This is a genomic window from Mesorhizobium sp. M1066 (assembly GCF_040318635.1).
Lineage (GTDB): Bacteria > Pseudomonadota > Alphaproteobacteria > Rhizobiales > Rhizobiaceae > Mesorhizobium.
The window spans coordinates 48,507-68,198 of sequence record NZ_JAMYMR010000019.1 but is presented as its reverse complement, the minus strand read 5'-3'; the positions used below and the strand labels follow the sequence as shown (position 1 = coordinate 68,198).

General features: G+C 62.6%; 19 protein-coding genes. 6 read left to right on the top strand and 13 right to left on the bottom strand.

Annotation, left to right across the window (positions count from 1 at the left end):
- Positions 1-58: 58 nt before the first annotated feature.
- A complete protein-coding gene (locus NKH52_RS22055) occupies positions 59-628 on the top strand; it encodes a GNAT family N-acetyltransferase (protein ID WP_352733701.1) in 570 nt (189 codons plus the stop codon).
- Positions 629-724: 96 nt separating this feature from the next.
- Here the strand turns inward: NKH52_RS22055 and NKH52_RS22050 are convergent, their stop codons facing one another.
- The 5 genes from NKH52_RS22050 to NKH52_RS22030 form a co-directional block, all read right to left on the bottom strand.
- Positions 725-1,009 carry an SCP2 sterol-binding domain-containing protein gene (locus tag NKH52_RS22050; RefSeq protein WP_013529756.1) on the bottom strand — a complete coding sequence of 95 codons (285 nt, stop codon included), beginning with the start codon at positions 1,007-1,009 and terminating at the stop codon, positions 725-727.
- Between the two features lie 197 nt (positions 1,010-1,206).
- Positions 1,207-1,722, bottom strand: a complete 516-nt coding sequence (locus tag NKH52_RS22045) for a hypothetical protein (RefSeq protein ID WP_023810033.1) — start codon at positions 1,720-1,722, stop codon at positions 1,207-1,209.
- A 97-nt stretch (positions 1,723-1,819) separates the two neighbouring features.
- Positions 1,820-2,245, bottom strand: a complete 426-nt coding sequence (locus NKH52_RS22040) for a hypothetical protein (protein ID WP_127270030.1) — start codon at positions 2,243-2,245, stop codon at positions 1,820-1,822.
- A gap of 13 nt (positions 2,246-2,258) precedes the next feature.
- A complete protein-coding gene (locus NKH52_RS22035; RefSeq protein ID WP_352733612.1) occupies positions 2,259-2,870 on the bottom strand; it encodes a rod-binding protein in 612 nt (203 codons plus the stop codon).
- Between the two features lie 82 nt (positions 2,871-2,952).
- On the bottom strand, positions 2,953-4,794 hold the full coding sequence (locus NKH52_RS22030) for a BTAD domain-containing putative transcriptional regulator (RefSeq protein ID WP_352967802.1): 1,842 nt from the start codon (positions 4,792-4,794) through the stop codon (positions 2,953-2,955).
- Positions 4,795-5,093: 299 nt separating this feature from the next.
- On the opposite strand from NKH52_RS22030, the gene NKH52_RS22025 reads away from it, so the two are divergent.
- The 3 genes from NKH52_RS22025 to NKH52_RS22015 all read left to right on the top strand — a co-directional run bounded on the left by NKH52_RS22025 (position 5,094) and on the right by NKH52_RS22015 (position 7,883).
- Entirely contained in the window at positions 5,094-6,086 is a 993-nt protein-coding gene (locus NKH52_RS22025) for a DMT family transporter (RefSeq protein ID WP_352733618.1), read from the top strand.
- Between the two features lie 111 nt (positions 6,087-6,197).
- Positions 6,198-6,893: a hypothetical protein gene (locus tag NKH52_RS22020; RefSeq protein WP_127290459.1), complete on the top strand. Its 696-nt coding sequence runs from the start codon at positions 6,198-6,200 to the stop codon at positions 6,891-6,893.
- Positions 6,894-6,938: 45 nt separating this feature from the next.
- Positions 6,939-7,883 carry a DUF1194 domain-containing protein gene (locus NKH52_RS22015; RefSeq protein WP_352733621.1) on the top strand — a complete coding sequence of 315 codons (945 nt, stop codon included), beginning with the start codon at positions 6,939-6,941 and terminating at the stop codon, positions 7,881-7,883.
- Here the strand turns inward: NKH52_RS22015 and NKH52_RS22010 are convergent.
- The 7 genes from NKH52_RS22010 to flhA all read right to left on the bottom strand — a co-directional run bounded on the left by NKH52_RS22010 (position 7,830) and on the right by flhA (position 15,621).
- A complete protein-coding gene (locus tag NKH52_RS22010) occupies positions 7,830-8,723 on the bottom strand; it encodes a carbohydrate ABC transporter permease (RefSeq protein WP_127396336.1) in 894 nt (297 codons plus the stop codon). The genes NKH52_RS22015 and NKH52_RS22010 overlap by 54 nt on opposite strands.
- Before the next feature lies 1 nt (position 8,724).
- Positions 8,725-9,576, bottom strand: a complete 852-nt coding sequence (locus NKH52_RS22005) for a carbohydrate ABC transporter permease (protein ID WP_372337954.1) — start codon at positions 9,574-9,576, stop codon at positions 8,725-8,727.
- 193 nt (positions 9,577-9,769) lie between these two features.
- Positions 9,770-11,095 (bottom strand): ABC transporter substrate-binding protein, encoded by a 1,326-nt coding sequence (locus NKH52_RS22000; protein ID WP_352610372.1) that lies wholly within the window; start codon positions 11,093-11,095, stop codon positions 9,770-9,772.
- 38 nt (positions 11,096-11,133) lie between these two features.
- Positions 11,134-12,219 (bottom strand): ABC transporter ATP-binding protein, encoded by a 1,086-nt coding sequence (locus tag NKH52_RS21995; protein ID WP_127290452.1) that lies wholly within the window; start codon positions 12,217-12,219, stop codon positions 11,134-11,136.
- Positions 12,220-12,398: 179 nt separating this feature from the next.
- On the bottom strand, positions 12,399-12,782 hold the full coding sequence (locus NKH52_RS21990) for a hypothetical protein (RefSeq protein WP_352733625.1): 384 nt from the start codon (positions 12,780-12,782) through the stop codon (positions 12,399-12,401).
- 2 nt (positions 12,783-12,784) lie between these two features.
- A complete protein-coding gene (fliR, locus tag NKH52_RS21985; protein ID WP_013529768.1) occupies positions 12,785-13,537 on the bottom strand; it encodes a flagellar biosynthetic protein FliR in 753 nt (250 codons plus the stop codon).
- Positions 13,534-15,621: a flagellar biosynthesis protein FlhA gene (gene flhA, locus NKH52_RS21980; RefSeq protein WP_352733628.1), complete on the bottom strand. Its 2,088-nt coding sequence runs from the start codon at positions 15,619-15,621 to the stop codon at positions 13,534-13,536. Before flhA ends, fliR begins: the two co-directional genes overlap by 4 nt.
- Before the next feature lie 124 nt (positions 15,622-15,745).
- On the opposite strand from flhA, the gene NKH52_RS21975 reads away from it, so the two are divergent.
- Together NKH52_RS21975 and NKH52_RS21970 are read left to right on the top strand one after the other, a co-directional pair.
- Positions 15,746-16,045, top strand: a complete 300-nt coding sequence (locus NKH52_RS21975) for a putative quinol monooxygenase (RefSeq protein WP_127290440.1) — start codon at positions 15,746-15,748, stop codon at positions 16,043-16,045.
- Between the two features lie 134 nt (positions 16,046-16,179).
- The gene (locus NKH52_RS21970; protein WP_352733631.1) at positions 16,180-17,961 is read left to right on the top strand and encodes a chloride channel protein; all 1,782 of its coding nucleotides are present in this window, start codon (positions 16,180-16,182) and stop codon (positions 17,959-17,961) included.
- 47 nt (positions 17,962-18,008) lie between these two features.
- On the opposite strand, the gene NKH52_RS21965 is transcribed toward NKH52_RS21970, so the two are convergent.
- Complete coding sequence (locus NKH52_RS21965; protein WP_352733634.1) at positions 18,009-19,652, bottom strand: MFS transporter; 1,644 nt, start codon at positions 19,650-19,652, stop codon at positions 18,009-18,011.
- Between the last annotated feature and the right edge of the window lie 40 nt (positions 19,653-19,692).

Below are 19,692 nucleotides of genomic sequence, written 5' to 3'. Positions count from 1 at the left end.
CGCCTGTGGAACAGATCTCCGCTCGCCAGGGATTGCGGAAATGGAAATGTCATTTGAAATGGAAATGCCAGTTGAAATTGGGGGCCACGCACCGGCCTTTGTGATGGTCGCCGAAACCGCCGCCGATGTTGCGGCGCGCGAGGCGTTGCTCGATCGGGCCATGGGGCCGAAGCGCAGGAAAAAGGCGTCGGAGAAGCTGCGGCGTGGCCGGCGGCCCTCGGAAGGGCTGGCCTTCGTCGCCCGCGATGCTTCGGGCGGCGTGACCGGCACCGTGCGGCTGTGGGATGTCAGGTTGGGCGAGGGCGGTGCGGCCGCGCTGCTGCTTGGCCCGCTTGCCGTCGACCCGTCGCTCAAGAATGCCGGCATCGGCTCGGCGCTGATGCGCCATGCCATCGCCGAAGCGGCGCGTCTTGGCCATGCCGCTATCCTTTTGGTCGGCGATGCGCCCTATTACGCGCGCTTCGGCTTCTCGGCCGAGAAGACCGGTTCACTTGCCATGCCAGGACCCTATGAGCGGCACCGCCTGCTGGCGCTGGAACTGGTGGAAGGCGCGCTTGACGGCGTGCACGGCACGCTGAAGGCGGCCGGTCGCAAGCTGAAGGCGCAGGAGCTGATATCGGCGGCCTGACACGAAGCCGCCAGCATTTCATGCAAAAACGCCGCCCGAAAAAGGCGGCGTTTTTTCGCAATTGGTGGGTGCCGCCGCCTGGGCGGCTGGATGCCTTCAGCCGATCAGCTGGCTGAGCGCCATGGCGACGGTCATGTCGCCTTCGACCTTTATCTTGCCGGTCATGAACGCCATTGTCGGGTTCAGGTCGCCAGCGATCAGCGAATCCAGATCGTCGAGCGAGAGCTTGATGGTGCAGTCGGTGGGTGCATCGGTGTTCGAGACAGTCGCGCCGTCGATGACGATGACGCCGTCGCTGCCGGTGTCGAATTTCACGGAACGATCGAACCCGCTGCTGGCCACCCGCGACTTGATCTTCTCGGCAATCTCCTGAACGCTCACGCTGTTCTCCTTGTCTGGTTGCATCTGTCTCGCAACGGCGCTTCGATCCAGCCGAAGCCCATGCCGCGGTTTCGCGATCACGGTCGCTGCCGCATATAGCTTTGGGTTGACGTTTACGTCAACGCGGATTCGGGTGGCTGGTTCCTGCCCTTGCGGCAGGTGAGGCTCGATGTGACCGGGCCTGTGAGCAGGGCAACTCAGTGTTCCTTGAACGCCTTGGTCATTTCGGTCGCCGTTTCGCTTTTCTTGCGGCGCAGCCAGTTGTCGCGGATTTCGTCCTTCGACAGGAAATTGACCTGGTCGATCAGAACCTCATGCACCAAAGGCGCGCCGACACGCGCGTTGACGGTATCGCGGATTGCGGCGCGGAAGGCATCGAGATCGATCGTCGCCTTGTTGGTGAAGTCGATCTGCGGATTGGAATAGAGGTAGGAATAGACCTGGTCGGTGATCAGCGCTTCGGCCGGAATGGACAGCTTCTTTATCTGCTCGGGTTCGACGGTGTAGACGAGCTTGGTCAGGAAATAGCCGCCGATCTCAGAATCGCGGATCAGCGGCACCGAAATTATGTCGGTCTTGACGTAGTCGAGACCGCCCAGCATCGGCTTCGGCGTTTCGCCGACACCGCGCTCGCCGGCCGCCTGAAACGAATAGAACACGGCGCCGAGGGTTGCGGCGCAAATCCAGACGGCGATGGCGATGACCTTGATCATCGGCTCTTGTCAGTCCCTTGATCAGTCCCTTGCGAAGGCGACGCGGCACTGCGCCGTTGCTTCGGCAGTATCTCCGATGTGTCGCTCGTGTTCGGCATCATGCCTTCATCCAGCCGAACTCGCCGGCGGAGTAGGTGCCGTCGGTCTCGGCGCGCTGGATGGCGTGCCGCAGCAGGCTGGCGACTTCGTTGACCGCGCTGAGATGCGCCAGGATCGCCGCTTCATTCTTCGCCAGCTTCTGGCGCAGCCGGGTCAGGCCCTCGCGGTGCTGTTCGAGGAATTCGGCTTCGCTGCCACCCTTCATGGCGCGGGTCAACTCGTAGAGGTAGCGGCTCTTGCGGGCGTTCGATGCCTTGAGATCATAGTTGGTCGCGTTGCGGATGCCGGCGGTCTCTTCCTCGACCACTTCCTCGATGCGACCGATGATGGCGGCGAGGTTGCCGGGCCGCGCGAACGGGATCGGCGCTTCCGACGCCGTCGTGCGTGCTGGCAGGTTGGGGGTGGATTCCGAAAAGTCGGCCATGGCGTTTCCCAGTTTAGATCTTGATGTTTGTTTTTATGGTCGTCTCGTCACCGGTCATCGACCCCGCAGCCTTGCGCTGCAATTGGTGGACCAGCGAGGTCGACAGGCTGTTTTGCTGGTCGATCTCGGTCTTTTCCAACCCGCCCGAAACCGGACCGACCGGAACCACGCGCTTGCCTTCGAGATAGTGGTCGGCAAGCATCGACTTGGCGATGCCGATGCCGCCGCGTTCGGCCATCACGTCAGCCACCCGCTCGGCAAGCTGCGATTTCCACATGTCGCCGGCCAGGCCCTTGCCGTAGACGCCCTCGGTGTCCTTTGGCAGCATGTTCTGGATGAAGGTCTGCAGCACCATCGCCTCGAACTTCTTGAATTTGTTGGCCGGGTCGGTTGCAGCGGCGGCCTTGTCGGCGGTGGCGCGCGACAGGATCGAGCCGGCATCGACCGAAGCGGCGGTGTCGAGTGAAAACGTGCCCGCAGCGCCGCCGGCCCGTTTTGCCAGCGCGGCGCGGGCGGCCTCGATGTCTGTCGGATCGACGGCTCGGGCCACATCCATAACGATGTCGCTGGGTGGAGAAATCGCCAAGAAAGTCCGCCTTTTGTCGGTTTTCCTTAGCCAGACCATGCCTCAACAAGCTTGTGGCAGGCTTGCCAAGCGGCGGGCTTGATATGGTTTCTCCGGATCCCGGGTGCGTAGCCAGGTTCCACTAAGAAGCAGGTAGGCCAGCCCTCGACAGCATTTCAAGGAATCTCGCGTGATGATGATCCTTCACATAGCGCGGCACAAAGCCGGGGCAGACATTAGCCATGTTGAGATGTGGAAGTTGCGACAGGCAATGATGGATGGCCCGCGAGGCCTCTTCGTTGTTCCCAGTTGCCGACGCGGCCGCAGCCCAATAAAGGGCGCCGCGAACGAATCCCGGCTTTGTCCTGACCACCTTGCGGGCGACTTCGAGCGCCCGCCGATCATCTCCGCCGGCGAACAGTGCAACAACCAAGCCATGGTGACGCCAGAAGTCGATGACGTCATGCGTTCCGAGCCGGATTGCCTCGTTGGCCTCACGCACTGCTTCGCTGACCTGTCCACGCAACGCAAAGAGCATCGAAATGTCGCCGTGGCCGGTCGGATAGCTCGGGTTGAGGCTGATCGCATATTGGCATTCGGCGATCGCCTCGTCGATGCGGCCGGAACTTTCGAGAGCGAATGACAGGATGCAGCGGGCAATTTCGTCGTCAGGCACCGCCCGTACCGCTGCTTCCGCAAGCTCGACCGCACGCTCGATCTGCCCCGGCTCCCGGGGCAGCGAGCCAAACGCTACGCCCATGGAAATTGTGATCGAGAGCGTCCGCTTCGCACGAGCGTTGTCGGGACCTATCGAGGCAGCCTTCTCGGCAAGCTCTATCCCGGCCAGCAGGGAGTCCCGGGTCATCTCAAAATACTTCATGAGAGCTTCGTTCACCAACCTGCGCACTTCAGGGGGGCCGGGCGGGCTCTTGTCGCGGACTTTCCAGTTGGTCAGTTGAAGGTCGAGGATCACTGCCAGCACAACAGACTGTGCGATCCTGTCCTGGAATTCGAGCGCGTTCTCGGAGTGGCCGTCGAACTTCTGGGCCCAGACGTTGTGGCCGCCGGCGGCATCGACAAGCTGGATGTTCACCCTCAACTCGTTGCCGGATCTCTGGACACTGCCGCTGAGCACGTATCGCGCCCGCAGCATTCCCGGGCTTTTGGCTTCTTCGGCAGGGTTCTTCTCCACGGGTGGAAGCGCGGAGAGCACGACATAATCGGCCACCTCGGAGAGGGCCGTGGTGATGTCCTGGACGAGTCCCTTGGCGAAAAAGTCGTCGCCTTGCTTTCCGGTCAGATTGATGAAATCGGCAACGCTGATCGATGGGCGCCCGAGGCGCTGGCTGGCTGGCACAGCTTTTGCCGACTGCACATTTGACGCCGTGTCGGCTGCAGACAGCATGGATTGCCAAAGCGCTCGCGTCTCCGGCCCGGCTTTGACCCCGAACTCCTTCTTCAGCATGCTTCTGCAAGCCTCGTATGTCCTGATCGCCCTGTCGCGTTGGCCACATGCCAGGAGCAATTCCATCTTGAGCCGATAGGATTCTTCCCGTGTCGGTTCCATGGCCAGAACGCGATCGACCAGGATGACCCCGGTTTCCGCGTCGACGAGGCGGGCCAATTTTTCGAAGCCCTCAAGTGCGCGGCTCAGCAGCCTGTCGCGCTCGGATGCGACCCAGTCATCGAACCCATTGCTTCCCAGATAAAGCCCGTCGAGGAATGGCCCGGTATAGTTCGCCAGAGCCTTTTCGAGCTCCGGCGCGGAGCGGGCCGAGAGGCCTGCTTCGAACTCCTCCACGTCAACCCGAACCGCGTCCGGCGCAAGGCCGATCAATTCCCCGCGGGAATGGACAAGATCCACACCTGCTCGCGACAGGTCCCGGCGCAGGACGCTGAGGGTTTGCCGCAGGCTATTGCGCGAGTGTTCGCTATCGCTGTCACCCCAAAACAGATCAGCCAGTCTCTCCCGTGTCGCCACCATGCCCGGACACCGGGCCAGATAGGCAATGATCGCGGGCCCCCGTTTCCCTGTCAGCCGGAACGGATCCGTCGTTTCATTTTCGATCCGGAAACCACCGAAGAGTGAGATTCTATTTGTGGCGCCGCTATCCTCATTTCGCATTTGCTCTTCCAGCCTGACGAAATTCTAACTCAAAACTAACGCTTCGCAAACTGTAGCCCCCCGCACTCAAGCGCTGTCGTGACGCAAGGTCAATTAGGCTTCGCTGAATTAAGGCGGCGACCGAGTCAGCAAAAGGCTTTGGCTCGAGGGGGTGGCGGGTGTCCAAGACTAGAGCCAATTTGCTGCTGCTGTTTGCAGCCGCTTTGTGGGGCCTCGGCAATGTCGCGCAAAAGACGGTGCTTTCTCATCTCGACGCGCTGAGTGCCGTCGGCCTGCGCTGCCTGATCGGTGGGCTGCTTGTGCTGCCTTTCGTCTTGACCGAAAGGCGACTGCCCGCCGGGCCGGGCTATCTTTCCAGCCTGGCCAGGGTGGGCGTTCTGTTTGCCATCTCCATCATGCTTCAGCAGCTCTGCTATCTCGGCGCCACGGTCACAAATGCGAGCTTCCTGGTGAGCACGGCAACGGTGATGACACCACTGGCCGCCTGGGTGCTCATCGGCGAACGTCCGACAGCGAGCCTCACCGCCGCCGCCGGGCTGACCGTGATCGGTGCCCTGCTCTTGTCCGGCGGGATCGCCGGTCTCAGCAGCGGCGATCTCACCGCCATCCTGTCGGCTGCCTGCTATGCGCTCTGGATGGTCGAGCTTGGCCGGCACATGCAGGCCCATGCGCGTCCGTTCACTGCCGCGGCGACACAGTTCCTCGGCGCCGCCGCCTTTGCCCTGCCGCTCGGGGCACTGCAAGGCAACCTGTCGCTGGCCGCTGCACTTGCGGCCGGCCCAGAACTCGCAGTCCTTGGCGTGTTCTCCACCGCAATCGCATTCGGCATACAGATTGCCGCCCAGCGCTTCACCCCGGCCAGTCATGCCGCCGTGATCGTCAGTGCCGAAAGCGTCTTCGGGGCGTTGGGCGCGGCGATCTTCCTCGGCGAGCGGAACTCACCCGCGGGCGCACTGGGTGCTGCGATCATTCTCGGCGCGATCCTGTCGGTCGCAATGTCGAACCGAACGCCACAGGCACGAACGCCCTTGCTGGCCGGTCCGATTCCCTTCGACGCGGCGCCTTTTGCGGCTGTGCCTGCAACCTGGGCGGGGAACCGTCCCGCCCTCAATTCAGGTCCATTGGAGGAATATGATGACCCTTGCCGGTGATGCGAACTTGTTCCCAACACGACCGCCGCCCGGGATGGCGCCGACGGCTCCGATCGGCCCGGCAGCGGTCGCCGTGTCGATGGCGAGCGAACGTGTCGCGAGGTCTCTGCGATGACCGCGCGGGCAATTCCGCTCGCATCTTTGGTATCGGCGCTTCGCGCCCGCATGAAGGGACCCGGCGGCTACTACAACAGCGGTAACGCGCTCGGCCTCATCGTAGGTCTTGCTATCCAGATTGCCACCACGCCTGTCGGTTTGCATGAGAGAAGCGGCGTCACCACGGCGGTGATCGACTATTTCGCCGGCAGCCATGGCACTGTTGCGCTGACCCTGGCTACCCTGGTCTTCTTCTGGGGCGGCGAGGCCTATCACCGGGCATGGGCAAGGCCCAATGCTCCCGATCCCGCCCTCAACCGTCTTGGCGACTTCCTGTCAGGCATAGGCGCGATCGGGCTCGGCATTGCCCTGTTGCTGCTCGGCGACCCGCTGCTTGCGGCGACGTCCGGACTGCTGCATGCGCTGGGCAAATTCGGCAGCACCTTCCAGAGGCCGGGTATGCCGGTTCCGCGGTGGCCGGCCGCCTGGCCCGATCCCTTCCGCAGCGCGGTGCTCGCCAGCCGGTTGCCGGCAGTGCTGGCGACAACCGTCGCCCTCGGTGGAACCTTGCCGCAGCTCTGGTCGGGCGGGTCCTTCGCGGCGCTCGCCATGCAACTGACCTTGCTCGGCTGTTACCTTTTGTGGACCAAAGCCGATCTGCTGCTGCTCGGCGTGGGGGGCAGGACTCTTCGCCAAATTTCCACATGTTGAAAATGACCGCTTTGAAAATGGTCCGTTGCGGAGATGGAGAATAACATGTTGGGAAGTGTGCGTCAGGACGTAGGTGCCTTATCTGCAGCGGCCTCCTTTCGCGGGCAGGTGCGTGCGACACGCAGGGGCATTCCGACACCGCCGACAGAGCGATCGGCCGGAGGGCCGGCAAAGCGTGCCAGTTCATTCCTGATGCTGGCGGGGACACTTGCAGCTTCGGTGTTTTGGGGACTGCAGGCACACGCAGCCGACGTTGATGTTGCCGTTGTATTTGCTGTCGACTTCTCGTCCTCGATCGATCAAGAGGTTGCCGATCTACAGCGCGAGGGTCATGCCGCGGCACTCACATCGCCAGAGATCATCGCTGCCATCACGCGCAACTACGTTGGCTGCATCAGCGTGGCCTACTTTGAATGGTCGAGTCCCGGGCACACACGCATTGTGCTGCCGTGGACAAGCATCTGCGGGCTGGAAGATGCCAGAGCGGCCGCGTCGGTGATCAGCAAGAAAGGCGATACCGGCAATATTCGCAGAGGGCGAAGCGGAACATCCGTTTCCTCAGCCATCGACGTTGGAAGTCTTCTGCTCGACCAGTTTCCTGGAAAGGCGGCCAAGAAAGTAATCGACATCTCTTCCAATGGCGAGAACAACGATGGGCTTCCTGTTCAACCGAGCAGGCTGAACGCCATTGCCAAGGGGTATACGATCAACGCGATCGCCATTCCAACGCAAGATGAGAATCCCGATCAACCGTTGGCATCCTACTTTGCCAAATCGGTCATTGGCGGTTCGCAAGCCTTCGTCATAACGCCGAAGGGACCAAACGACTACGCCATGGCCCTTCGCCGCAAGCTGGTCACCGAAGTAAGCATGGACGTCGGCCGACAATTCCCGCAACAAGCGGATGGGCGCTTGGGTGGGATTTCCGCCTCAGATTCACTCCTTGACCGCCCCCGTCATCGAGGAGACGTAGTGCTCGACAAAGAATGAATAGAGCACCACCACCGGCAGGGAGCCGATCAGCGCGCCTGCCATCAGGGCTCCCCATTCATAGACGTCCGAACGTACGAGCTCGGTAAGCACGCCGACCGGCACGGTCTTGTTTTCGGACGACTGGATAAAGGTCAAAGCGTAGATGAATTCGTTCCATGACAGGGTGAAAGCGAAGATGCCGGCGGAAATCAAGCCGGGCACCGACAGCGGCAGAACTATCTTGGTTAGGATTTGCCAGCGGCTCGCTCCGTCGATCAGCGCGCATTCTTCCAATTCGAAGGGGATCGAGCGGAAGTAGCCCATCAAGAGCCACGTGCAGAATGGAATGAGGAAGGTCGGATAGGTGAGGATCAGCGCGAACGGCGTATCATAGAGTCCGAGGTTGAACACCATCACCGACAGGGGAATGAACAGAATCGAGGGCGGCACGAGATAGGCCAGGAAGATCGCCAAGCCGACCTGCCGCGCCCCGGAAAACCTCAAGCGCTCGATCGCATAGGCAGCGAACACCGCCGCCAGCAGCGACAGGAAAGTTGAGGCGGTCGAGATGATGATCGTGTTGAGAAGCCAACCCGGATAGGACGTGTCGAAGAGCAGATACCGAATATGCTCGAGCGTCGGATGGACGACCCAGAACGGGTTGAAATTGGCATAATCCGTCATCTCGAGATTGGGTTTCACCGCCGTGATCGTCATCCAGTAGAACGGGAACAGCAGCACGATGACGAAGATCAGGAGCGGCAGATAAACGGTCACCACGCGCCGGGGCAGGCTCTGGAGATAGCCCATGCCGCCTTCATCCGTGTTCGGACGATTGTTTGTTTCGATCGCGGCCATGTCAGTCTCCACCGCCCTGCTGCCATTTACGACGTTGCAGCCCAAAATAGCTGAAAAGGATCGCCGCAAGCAGGAATGGGATCATCGCGACCGCGATCGCGGCTCCCTCGCCAAGCTGGCCGCCGGAAATGCCGCGCTGGAACGAGAGCGTCGCCATCAGATGGGTGGCATTCACCGGCCCGCCGCGAGTCAGCACATAGATCAGCTGGAAATCTGTGAAGGTGAACAGGACCGAAAAGGTCATGGTGATGGCGATGATCGGCGTCAGCAGCGGCAGCGTCACATAGCGGAACAACTGCCAACGGCTGGCGCCGTCGAGCGTCGCGGCCTCGTAAAGCGATTGGGGAATCGTCTGCAGGCCGGCCAGCAGCGTGATGGCCACGAAAGGAATGCCGCGCCAGACATTGGCGGCGATCACCGAGGCGCGTGCGTTCTCCGGATCGCCAAGGAAATTGATGCGGTGATCGATCAGTCCCATTTCCATAAGCGCCCACGACAGGATGGAGAACTGCGAATCGTAGATCCACCAGAAGGCGATGGCCGAGAGCACCGTCGGCACCACCCACGGCAGCAGGACAATCGCGCGGAAGAACGATTTGAAGGGAAGGTTCTGGTTGAGGAGGAGCGCTAGCCAGAGGCCGAGCGCGAATTTCAGGATCGAAGCGCTGATCGTATAGAGCAAGGTGTTGAAGACGGAGAGCCAGAAGACGGCGTCGCTCCACAGATATTCATAGTTTTCGATACCGATGAAGATACCGGGGCGGCCGATGCGGGCATCGGTGAAGCCGAGCCAGACGCCGAGCCCCAGCGGATAGGTCAGGAAGACGAGCAGCAGTGCAGCCGCCGGAAGCATGAAGCCGAAGCCAAGTGCGTTCCGACTTTCGCTCCAGCGCGACAGAATCCGTGAGAAGATCGAAGATCGCGGCTGGATGGCAGCTGACGGCACGGCCATGGGTTGGCTCCTGCTGAGGTCTCATTGATAGGCCGGATCGGCCGCGACGCAATCCGAAGCCAGCCGGGCAGCCGCGCTGCCCGGCTGAGCAGGCTCAAACGCGATAATAGCGATTTGCCCGCTTCTCGGCCTCTTCCATTGCCTCTTGCGGCGTGGCCTGGCCGGTCACCGCTTTGGCGAACATGTCGACCAGCACGTAGTCGGCCATGGTTGCCGCCGAAGCATAGCCGAGCGGCCCGGCATAGCCGTTGGGCCGCAGAGTAGCCGAAGCCTTGGCGTAGGCGGCGTTGTTGGGATCGGCGGTCCACACTGGGTTGTTGTCGAATGCCTTCAGTGTCTGGCAGCAATATCCGGCCGAGGAGGTGATCCAGTCCTTCATTTGCGGTTCCTCGAACATGAACTGCAAATACGCCTTGGCCGCGTTGGGGTAGGGCGTGTAATTGAAGATGACAGCCGTGGTCACCTGGAACAATTCGACGGATTTGCCGACAGGACCGATGGGCAGGTTGGTCGTGCGTATGTCCTTGGCGATTTCAGCCAGCTTTGGATCTTTGTCCTTGTTGATCTTGGCGGTGTTGTAGGCGGAAATTCCATTGGCGATCACCCCCAGTTCGCCGGCCAGGAAGGCGCGGTTGTTGTTGACGTCGAGCCAGCTTTCGGTGCCTGGAATGAAGGTCTTGTAGAGCTCCTGCGCGTATTCGATCGCCTTGAGGGTCTCGGGGCTGTTGATCGTTACCTTGCCGCCCTCGTCGACCATCTGGCCGCCATGGCTCCACAGCAGCCAATGAGCATAGTTGTTGCCGTCGCCGACGCCGTGGCCATGCGTGAATCCGGCCGGATGTCCCTTCGCTTGCAAGGCCTTGCAAAGTTCCAGGAAGCCTTTCGTGTCCTTTGGAAACTCCGAAAAGCCGGCCTCTTTCACCCAGCTTTCGCGATAGACGATGGCATTTCCGATCGTGGCCAGTGGCAGGCCGATGAATTTGCCTTCCCGGGTCGCATATTGCTTTGGTCCATCATGCCAGCCGCCATATTTCGAGCCGAGATACTCGCCCAGTTCACTCACGTCGTGCAGCTTGTCGGGATATTGGTGCGGGTCGTCGAACCAGACGAACATCAGGTCGGGGCCGGATCCGACATTTGCCGCGACTGCCGCCTTGGGGCGAATGTCCTCCCAACTTTCCTTGTCGACACGGACCGCGACACCGGTCGCTTCGGTGAAGCGCTTGGTGTTGGCCAGCCATTGGTCCTCGTCGCCCTGGACGAAGGGCGACCAGCGCAGCAGTCTAAGCTTGGCGCCATCCTCGGGTTTGTATTTCGGTCCGTCCTGGGCAAGGGCCGGAGAGCTGATGAACCGACTTCCCAAGGCACCCGCCGCCGCGCCGGCGGTGGTGCGGATCACGTCGCGTCTGGTGAACTTCATGCTCGTTTCCTCCTGTTTGTTGTCCTTGCCTTGTGGTCCTACTGATCGGTACGTGTTTGGAACCTCTGTCCGGTTTCTGCGTGAAAGAGATGGATAAGGCTGGGCTCGGCCGTAAGCCGAATGGTTTCGCCCGGCGTAAAGGAATGTCGTTCCCGGAAATTGGCGACGATCTCTTCGCCGCCGGCTGTCCTGCCGATGAGCTGCACTTCGGACCCGGTTGGTTCAACCACCGCGACGGTGACCGGAATGCCCTGCTCGTCGGACAGCCGCAAATGCTCGGGCCTTATTCCCAGCACCACAGGCTCGCCATTGCGGATGGAAAGTGCCGAGGCCAACGGGACTGAAATCCCTCCGGCGCCGCGGAACGAGGGTGAGCCGTCGGTAGCGATCTCGCCCCTCAGCAAATTCATGGCCGGCGAGCCGATAAAGCTGGCGACAAAAAGATTGTTCGGCCGGTCATAAAGTTCCAGCGGCGGCCCTATCTGCTCGACGATGCCGTCATGCATGACCACGATCTTGTCAGCCATGGTCATGGCTTCGATCTGATCGTGGGTGACGTAGACTGTCGTGGTCTTGAGGCGCTGGTGCAGTTCCTTGATCTCGGCGCGCATCTGCACTCTGAGTTTGGCGTCGAGATTGGACAGCGGTTCGTCGAAGAGAAACACCGCCGGATCACGCACGATCGCGCGGCCCATTGCGACGCGCTGGCGCTGGCCGCCGGAAAGCTGCCGAGGATAGCGCGCCAGCAACGGCACCAGCCCAAGGATTTCGGCTGCGCGGCGCACGCCGGCATCACTCTCCGGCTTGGAAACTCCTTTGAGCATCAGCGAGAACGCCATGTTCTCGGCGACGGTCATGTGTGGATAGAGCGCATAGTTCTGGAAGACCATGGCGACGTCGCGCTCCTTGGGCGCAACGTTGTTGACGACACGTTCGCCAATCGCGATCTGGCCGCGTGAAATCTTTTCCAGGCCGGCGATCATTCTGAGAAGGGTTGATTTTCCGCAGCCCGAGGGTCCGACCAGAGTGACGAACTCGCCGTCCTCGATGTTCACGCTGACCCCGTGCAGGATCTCGACAGCGCCGAATGATTTATAGACTTCGCCAATTGCGACAGACGCCATCGGTCCTCCCAACAATTCCTGCGACGTCGTCGAAGGAACAAACGCTTCCGCCAGCGACAGCCCTGGCTCCTCCCAGGCTCACGCTAGGCCAAACGGTAGCGCTACCAAACCGGGCTGTAAAGCGTTTACGGGAAGGCCGAACCTTGGAGGGTCCGCTTCGCGCCACACAATCCTCCCAGCTACTCCTCGCCCTGCTTCTGCGCGATGATATCGAGCCGCTCGCGGTCGGAGCGTTCGCGTTCGTCGCGGTTGCGTACGTCCTTGTAGGCGCGCTCGACCATGTTGGTGCGGGCGGTCGCGGCGGCGATGAGGTTGGCTTCCTGCCTGGCGCTCGCCAGGTTCGCTTCCTGGTGCACGACCGCTTGGGCAATGCGGCGATGGTAGAGATCGGGAAACAGGGCGGAGAGCGAATCGGCCTGGTCGAAATGGCCGACCAGTTCCTTGGCCTCGGCCTCGGCGGCACCGGCTGCGGCAAGGAAGGTGGCGTGGCGGGTTTCGTGCAGCGCCTTCAGCTGTTCCTGCACCTTGACCAGCTTCTTGAGGCGGTCCTTGCGCGTGCTCATTTCTACCTCGCCAATGTCAGGTCGACGAAGCCGTCGACGAACAGCGACAGCATGGTGCCGACGGCGAAATAGAAAATGATCATGCCGCCGGCGATGATGAAGGGCTGGGAGATGAAATAGATGGGGATCTGCGGGGTCAGCTTGTTGACGAAGCCGATCGTCAGATTGACGAGAATGGCATAGGCGACGAACGGGCTGCCGAGGCGGATAACCAGGAAGAACGTGTCCGAGACCGTGTCGGTGACATCGACAAGGGCTGCCTGCGGGTTGAAGAAGATGTTGACCGGCGCGACCGTGTAGGAGGAAACCAGCGCGCGTATTATCTCGTGGTCGAAATCGAAGACGAACAGCATCAACAGCGCCGAGAACGAGATGATCGCGGCAAGGGCTGCCTGGGGTTCGGGCTCCTCGATCGCCGGTCCGCCGGTCCCGCCATAACCGACCAGCATGGCGATGGCCGAGCCCATGAAGCGCAGGGCTTCCATGTAGAGCCTGGTCATGGCGCCGATCAGGCCGCCGACCAGAAGTTCCGAGATGATCATCGGCACCAGGATCTGCGGGCGCGGGTCGACGAAAGGAAAGATCTTGTCCCACAGGAAGGCGAGCAGGCCGCCGGTGGCGGCGACCGCCACGAACAGCCTGACCTGGACCGGGACGCGGGCGCTGGAGAGGCCCGGCATCAGCATGAAACAGGCGCCGATGCGGCAGAAAGCCAGGAACGCCGCGATGACCACGCCTTGCGACAGCACGCTCACGATATGGTTCCGAGCACCTTGATCTCGACGCCCTTGGCGATTTCAACATGGCTGAGCACAGGCAGCGTGGTGAACAGGCGTTCGATGATCATGCGCACATAGGGGCGGGCGTCGGGCGCGGTGACGAGGACGAAACGTTCGCCGGCTTCCAGATATTTCTTGATCGCCTTGGTGGCGTCCTGGCCGAACTCCTCGAGCTGGCGCGGGTCGATGTCGAATTCGCGCACCTCGCCCTTGGCGTCGCGTTTGAGGCTCTGGTGGAAGGCGAGGTCCCAGCGGTTGCCGAGGCGAAGCACCTTCAGCACGCCGCCCTCGGAGAGGTCGCCGCAGATCTGCTGGGCCATGCGGATGCGGACATGCTCGACGATCTGCTCGGTGCGGCGCACATGCGGCGCGATCTCGGCGATGGCCTCGATGATCAGGTGCAGATTGCGGATCGAGACGCGCTCAGCCAGCAGCAGCTTCAGCACCGCCTGCAGGCCGGGATAGGAGATGTGCGTGGTGCAGATCTCGTCGGCGAGCTTGCGGTACTCCTGGTCCTGGCGTTCGAGCAGCGCCTTCATGTCCTTGTAGGACAGAAGCTGCGGCAGGTTGTTGCGGATGACCTCGGAGAGATGGGTGAGCAACACCGACATGTTGTCGGCGAAGGTGTAGTTCTCGCGCTTCAGATCCTCGGCAAAGGCTTCGACGACGGAATAGGCGCGCATGCCGAAGGCCGGCTCACGGATTTCCTCGCCCGGTATCTCGGGGACGTCGCGATTGCCGAGCAGCACCATGATCTCGCCGACACGCATCTGATACTCGGCCACCACGGTGCCGTGCACCTTGATCTGGTAGCTCTTCGGCGGGATGGCGAAATCGTCGGCGACACGCACTTCCGGCACCACGAAGCCGTACTGGGTGGCGAATTTCTTGCGCATCTTGCCCATGCGAAAAACCAGTTCCTGATGCGACGTCAGCAGTCTTGTCGACAGCTGCTTGCCTATCAGAAGCTCGATCTCGGCGGTGGCGAGCGAGGCCTTGACCGAGTTCTTCTCCTCCTCGACCTTGGTCGCCTTTTCCTGGTCCTTGATCGCCTCGGCTTCGGCGACGGCGCGGTTGGCGCGCATCGGGATGACGTAGCCGAGGCCGGCCATGCCGGCGGCCAGCGCAAAGAACGGGAACAGCGGCAGGCCGGGCATCAGGCCGAGCAGGACCAGCAGCGATGCCGCGACATAGAGGGCGCGCGGGTGGGCGCCGAGTTGGCCGAACACCGCTTGGTTGGTCGAGCCGCGGGTGCCGCCCTTGGAGACGAGCAGGCCGGCGGCGAGCGACACGATCAGTGCCGGGATCTGGGTGACGAGGCCGTCGCCGACCGACAGCTTGATGAACACGTCGGCGGCTTCGCCCATGCCCATGCCGTGCCTGATGTAGCCGATGGCAATGCCGCCGACGATGTTGATGGCGGTGATGATGAGGCCGGCGATGGCGTCGCCGCGCACGAATTTCGAGGCGCCGTCCATTGAGCCGAAGAAAGAAGATTCCTCTTCCAGTTCACGGCGGCGCAGCTGCGCGGTCTTGTCGTCGATCATGCCGGCGGAGAGGTCGGCGTCGATCGACATCTGCTTGCCGGGGATGGCATCGAGGGTGAAGCGCGCGCCGACTTCGGCGATACGCGTGGCGCCCTTGGTGATGACGATGAAGTTCACCACGATCAGGATCATGAAGACGATCAGGCCGATGACGAAGTCGCTGGCCATCACCAGCTTGGAGAAGCCGGCGATGACATAGCCGGCGGCATGCGTGCCCTCATTGCCATGCGACAGGATCATGCGCGTGGTGGCGATGTTGAGCGACAGCCGCAGCATGGTGGCGATCAGCAGCACGGTCGGGAACGACGAGAAATCGAGCGGCCGCTGGATCCACAGCGCCACCATCAGGATCAGCACCGAAAGCGCGATCGAGAAGGCGAGGCCGATGTCGATGAGAAAGGCCGGAATCGGCAGGAACAGCACGGCCAGGATGATGACGATGCCGATGGCGAAGAAGACGTCGCGGCCGTTCTTGGCCACCGCGCCGGGCTGATTGCTTTCGCTGATCGCCATATCGTCCTCAAACCCCATAGACTGTCGAGCGCGCGCGACAGCCCTGTGAGGGTAGCCCGCCAAGCTTGCGCGAGGGTGGGAGACTGGCTACTGCGCCTTGGTCCGCGTCTTCGAAAGGAATCGCATGCTGCTGATCATTGGCACAATCCGCCTGCCGCCCGATAAGCTTGAGGAGGCAAAGCCCGCCATGCAGCGGATGGTTTCCGGCAGCCGCGCGGAACCCGGCTGTCTCGAATATTCCTATGCGCAGGATGTTTTCGATGCCGGGCTCATCCGGGTCACGGAAGTCTGGAGTGACAGGGCAGCGCTTGACGCGCATTTCCGCTCGCCGCACATTGCGGACTGGCGTGCGAGCTGGCCGGCGCTTGGCATAGGCGAGCGCAACCTCGTGCTCTATGAAGCCGGCGTGCCCATGCCGACCTGAACGGTCCATCGGCCGATCGATATCGCGCCCGCTGTCGCCAATGTGGTGTCTGTCGGCATTGTGGTTGCCATGCCGTGCCGCCGGGCGTATCAGGCTGGCTTTCCACTGCCTTTCGATATCGGCGAGCCGCCCCGGTGCTTTCCAGAAACCACAGCGAAGTCTACGCCCGCCGGCTGCGCGCGGTGCTGATCAGGTCGTTGCCTCTGCTCGAGGCACGCGGCATCGTGGTGGTCATTCTCGCCGGTGTCGTAGGCGTGATGGCTGGCATATTGGTCACGGCGATGAGCCAGATCGTGCAGGACCTGCACGGGCTGCTGTTCGGCGTTCAGCCAGGCGGCCGGCTTTCCGGCATGTTCTCGCTCGCCAATCCGATGCAGGCGTTGATACCGGCGATCGGCGGCATGCTGCTGGGGCTGACGGTGGTCTGGCTCAGGATACGGAAATTCCGCACACCGATCGACCCGATCGAAGCCAATGCGCTCTATGGCGGGCGCATGTCGCTGACCGACACCTTCATCATCGCCGGCCAGACGATGATCTCCAGCGGTTTTGGCGCCTCGGTCGGGCTGGAAGCCGGCTATACGCAGGTTGGCTCCGGGCTGGCCTCGCGGCTGGCGGGCATCTTCAGGCTGCGCCGAAACGATGTCCGCATCCTGGTCGGCTGTGGTGCGGCCGGCGCCATCGCCGCCGCCTTCGATGCACCGCTGACCGGCGCCTTCTATGGCTTCGAACTGGTCATCGGCATCTACTCGGTCGCCAATGTCGCGCCTGTCATGACCGCCGCGATCTCAGCCTCGCTGACCGCTGAAATGTTCGGTGGGGTGCCGTTTCCGCTTGAGCTTTCGGGTCTGCCGGCGCTCACCGCCAGCCAGTATGTGCCGTTCCTGCTGCTCGGGCTGCTCGGTGGCGCCGCCTCGATCGCCATCATGCATCTGGTGACGCTGATCGAACGTGGTTTTGCCAGGCTGTCGATCGATGCGTCGCTGCGCCCCGTCATCGGCGGCGTCATCGTTGGCTTGTTGGGGCTGATCACGCCGCAGGTCCTGTCCAGCGGCCATGGCGCGCTGCATCGCGAATTCTCGATGAACTACGGGCTGGCCGTGGTGGCCAGCGTCTTCGTGCTCAAGCTGGCGGCGTCGGCGGTCTCGCTGGGGTCGGGTTTTCGCGGCGGATTGTTCTTTGCCTCGCTGTTCCTCGGCGCGCTGCTCGGCAAGGCGTTCGCGGATGTGATGATCGTCGTCTCGCCGGCAACCGGCATCGACCCTGCCGTCGCCGCCGTCGTCGGCATGACGTCGCTCGCCGTCGGTGTCGTCGGCGGTCCGCTGACGATGACCTTCCTGGCGCTGGAATCGACCCGCGACCTGACGCTGACCGGCGTCGTGCTGGCCGCCTCGATCATGTCGGCGATCCTGGTGCGCGAAACCTTCGGCTACTCGTTCTCGACCTGGCGCTTCCATCTGCGCGGCGAGACCATCCGCAGCGCCCACGATGTCGGCTGGATGCGCAGCCTCACAGTCGGCTCGATGATGCGCAAGGACATCAAGACCATCTATGCCTCGACGACGCTGGCAGCCTTCCGCAAGCAAGTGCCGCTCGGCTCTGCCCAGCGCGTCATCGCCGTCGACGCGGGCGACCACTATGTCGGCGTGCTGATCGTGGCCGAACTGCACAGCGATCCTTCCGGCGGCGAGGTGCCGGTGCGCGATCTTGCCAAATACAAGGACGCGGTGCTGGTGCCGAGCATGAACGTGCAGGCCGCCGCGGAAACATTCCAGCGGGCGGGCGCCGAAGAACTCGCTGTCGTCGAGGATTTCACCGACCACATCGTGCTGGGGCTGTTGACCGAAGGCCATCTGATGCGGCGCTATGCCGAGGAGCTCGACAAGGCGCGCCGGGACCTGTCGGGCGAGGGGTGACGGGAGGCCAAGCGGGGTGCCTGCGACAGGGGCGCGGTTGCGGAGCCCTAATGCTCGATCGGTCCCTTGGCCATCACAAGCGCCGTGCCGGCGGTGGTCGGACGCTCGATCATACGCCGCACGCGGGGCGGCTCGTCGCCGCTGTGCAGCGCCCGCACGCGTTCGCCGATGACGGCGTCGGCATGGGTGATGCGTCCATTGTGCCTGATATATTCGATCCAGGTCGGCGTGTGGTAATGCTCGATCCATACGGTGGGATTCTCGAGATCGCGCGCCAGCGTCCAGTTGCGGGCGCCGTCACGACGGCGGATGCGGCCGCGTTCGGCCATGATGGCGAGGAACTCCGGTTCGTCCTCGTGCCGGATCACATACTCGATCATGATGGCGATGGGACCACTGCGCGGCTTCAGGTCAAGCGCAAGGTGCGGTTCCTTGAAGCGATTGAGCGGGTCGAGGTTGAGCACCTGCTGTTGCGGCAGCGGGAGCAAAAGACCGATGGCGCCGCCCGCCAGCATGGCGATGCTGGCGGCAATCAGCGCTGTTTCGGCGCCATGCGCGTCGGCGACGACACCCCAGATCCAGCTGCCGAGCGCGATGCCGCCGAAGGTCGCGGTCTGGTAGACCGACAGCACCCGGCCGACCACCCAGCGCGGCGTCGCCATCTGCACCGTGACGTTGAAATGCGAAAGCGCGATCACCCAGCAGGCGCCGCCGACAAGCAGGCCGAGCGACGTCTGCCAGGCATGCTGGCTGACGGCGGCATTGAAGGCGCAGACAGCGAAGCCGGCGAAAGCACAGCGCACCATCGTCTCGCTGGAGAGCAGCTGCCGCAGCCTGACGCTGATCAAGGCGCCGCCGACCGCGCCGATGCCGAAGGCGCCGAGCATGACGCCATAGGTCAGCGCATCGCCCTTGACGACATCGCGCGCCACCAGAGGCAGCAACGCAAGCACAGCGCCTGCACTGAAGCCGAACGCAGCACCTCTGACCAGCACCTTGCCGATGTTGGGCGACATGGCGACATAGCGCAGGCCGGCGCCCATGGCGGCCCCCAGCGACTCGCGCGGCAAGGTCGACATGGGCACGTCCGGCTTCCAGCGCGCCAGCACGACGATCAGGCCGATATAGCTCACCGCGTTCGCCGCGAAGGCGGCCGCCGCACCGGCCGCGGCGACAATGATGCCGCCGATCGCCGGACCGACGCTGCGCGTCAGGTTAAAGCCCATCGAATTGAGGGCGACGGCCGCCGGCACCTTGTTGCGGGGTACGATATCGCCGACGGAGGCTTGCCATGATGGGCTGTTGAGCGCAGTGCCGCTGTCGATCAGGAAGGTGAAGGCAAGCAGCGTCCATGGCGTGATCAGGCCGGAATAAGTGAACACGGTCAGGAGCACCGACACCACCAGCATGAAGGTCTGGGCGACCAGCATCACCTTGCGCCGGTCGAAACTGTCGGCGATGGCGCCGGCTACGAGTGCAAACAGCATGATCGGCAAGGTGGTCGAAGCCTGGACCAGGGCCACCTGATAGGGCGAGGTGGCGATCGTGGTCATCATCCAGGCGGCGCCGACACCCTGGATCAAGCCACCGAAATTCGAGACGAGACTTGCGCCCCACACGGCTCGGAAAATGCCGTGACGGAAGGGCGCCAGCGCCGAGACGCTCTCGCTGTCCGGCTTTTCGTCAATCATTTGGGGTTCCTGCCATGTCGTGCCTGCTCGTCAGACAATC

What these genes read in the sequence shown, in the direction of transcription:
- NKH52_RS22010 (WP_127396336.1), bottom strand. Translation starts at nt 8,723, where the DNA reads ATGGCCGCGATCGAAACAAACAATCGTCCGAACACGGATGAAGGCGGC.
- NKH52_RS22015 (WP_352733621.1), top strand. Translation starts at nt 6,939, where the DNA reads ATGTTGGGAAGTGTGCGTCAGGACGTAGGTGCCTTATCTGCAGCGGCC.
- NKH52_RS22030 (WP_352967802.1), bottom strand. Translation starts at nt 4,794, where the DNA reads ATGGTGGCGACACGGGAGAGACTGGCTGATCTGTTTTGGGGTGACAGC.
- NKH52_RS21975 (WP_127290440.1), top strand. Translation starts at nt 15,746, where the DNA reads ATGCTGCTGATCATTGGCACAATCCGCCTGCCGCCCGATAAGCTTGAG.
- NKH52_RS22040 (WP_127270030.1), bottom strand. Translation starts at nt 2,245, where the DNA reads ATGGCCGACTTTTCGGAATCCACCCCCAACCTGCCAGCACGCACGACG.
- NKH52_RS21965 (WP_352733634.1), bottom strand. Translation starts at nt 19,652, where the DNA reads ATGATTGACGAAAAGCCGGACAGCGAGAGCGTCTCGGCGCTGGCGCCC.
- NKH52_RS22005 (WP_372337954.1), bottom strand. Translation starts at nt 9,576, where the DNA reads ATGCTTCCGGCGGCTGCACTGCTGCTCGTCTTCCTGACCTATCCGCTG.
- NKH52_RS22055 (WP_352733701.1), top strand. Translation starts at nt 59, where the DNA reads ATGGAAATGCCAGTTGAAATTGGGGGCCACGCACCGGCCTTTGTGATG.
- NKH52_RS22020 (WP_127290459.1), top strand. Translation starts at nt 6,198, where the DNA reads ATGACCGCGCGGGCAATTCCGCTCGCATCTTTGGTATCGGCGCTTCGC.
- NKH52_RS22000 (WP_352610372.1), bottom strand. Translation starts at nt 11,095, where the DNA reads ATGAAGTTCACCAGACGCGACGTGATCCGCACCACCGCCGGCGCGGCG.
- flhA (WP_352733628.1), bottom strand. Translation starts at nt 15,621, where the DNA reads ATGGCGATCAGCGAAAGCAATCAGCCCGGCGCGGTGGCCAAGAACGGC.
- NKH52_RS21995 (WP_127290452.1), bottom strand. Translation starts at nt 12,219, where the DNA reads ATGGCGTCTGTCGCAATTGGCGAAGTCTATAAATCATTCGGCGCTGTC.
- NKH52_RS22035 (WP_352733612.1), bottom strand. Translation starts at nt 2,870, where the DNA reads ATGGTCTGGCTAAGGAAAACCGACAAAAGGCGGACTTTCTTGGCGATT.
- NKH52_RS21990 (WP_352733625.1), bottom strand. Translation starts at nt 12,782, where the DNA reads ATGAGCACGCGCAAGGACCGCCTCAAGAAGCTGGTCAAGGTGCAGGAA.
- NKH52_RS22045 (WP_023810033.1), bottom strand. Translation starts at nt 1,722, where the DNA reads ATGATCAAGGTCATCGCCATCGCCGTCTGGATTTGCGCCGCAACCCTC.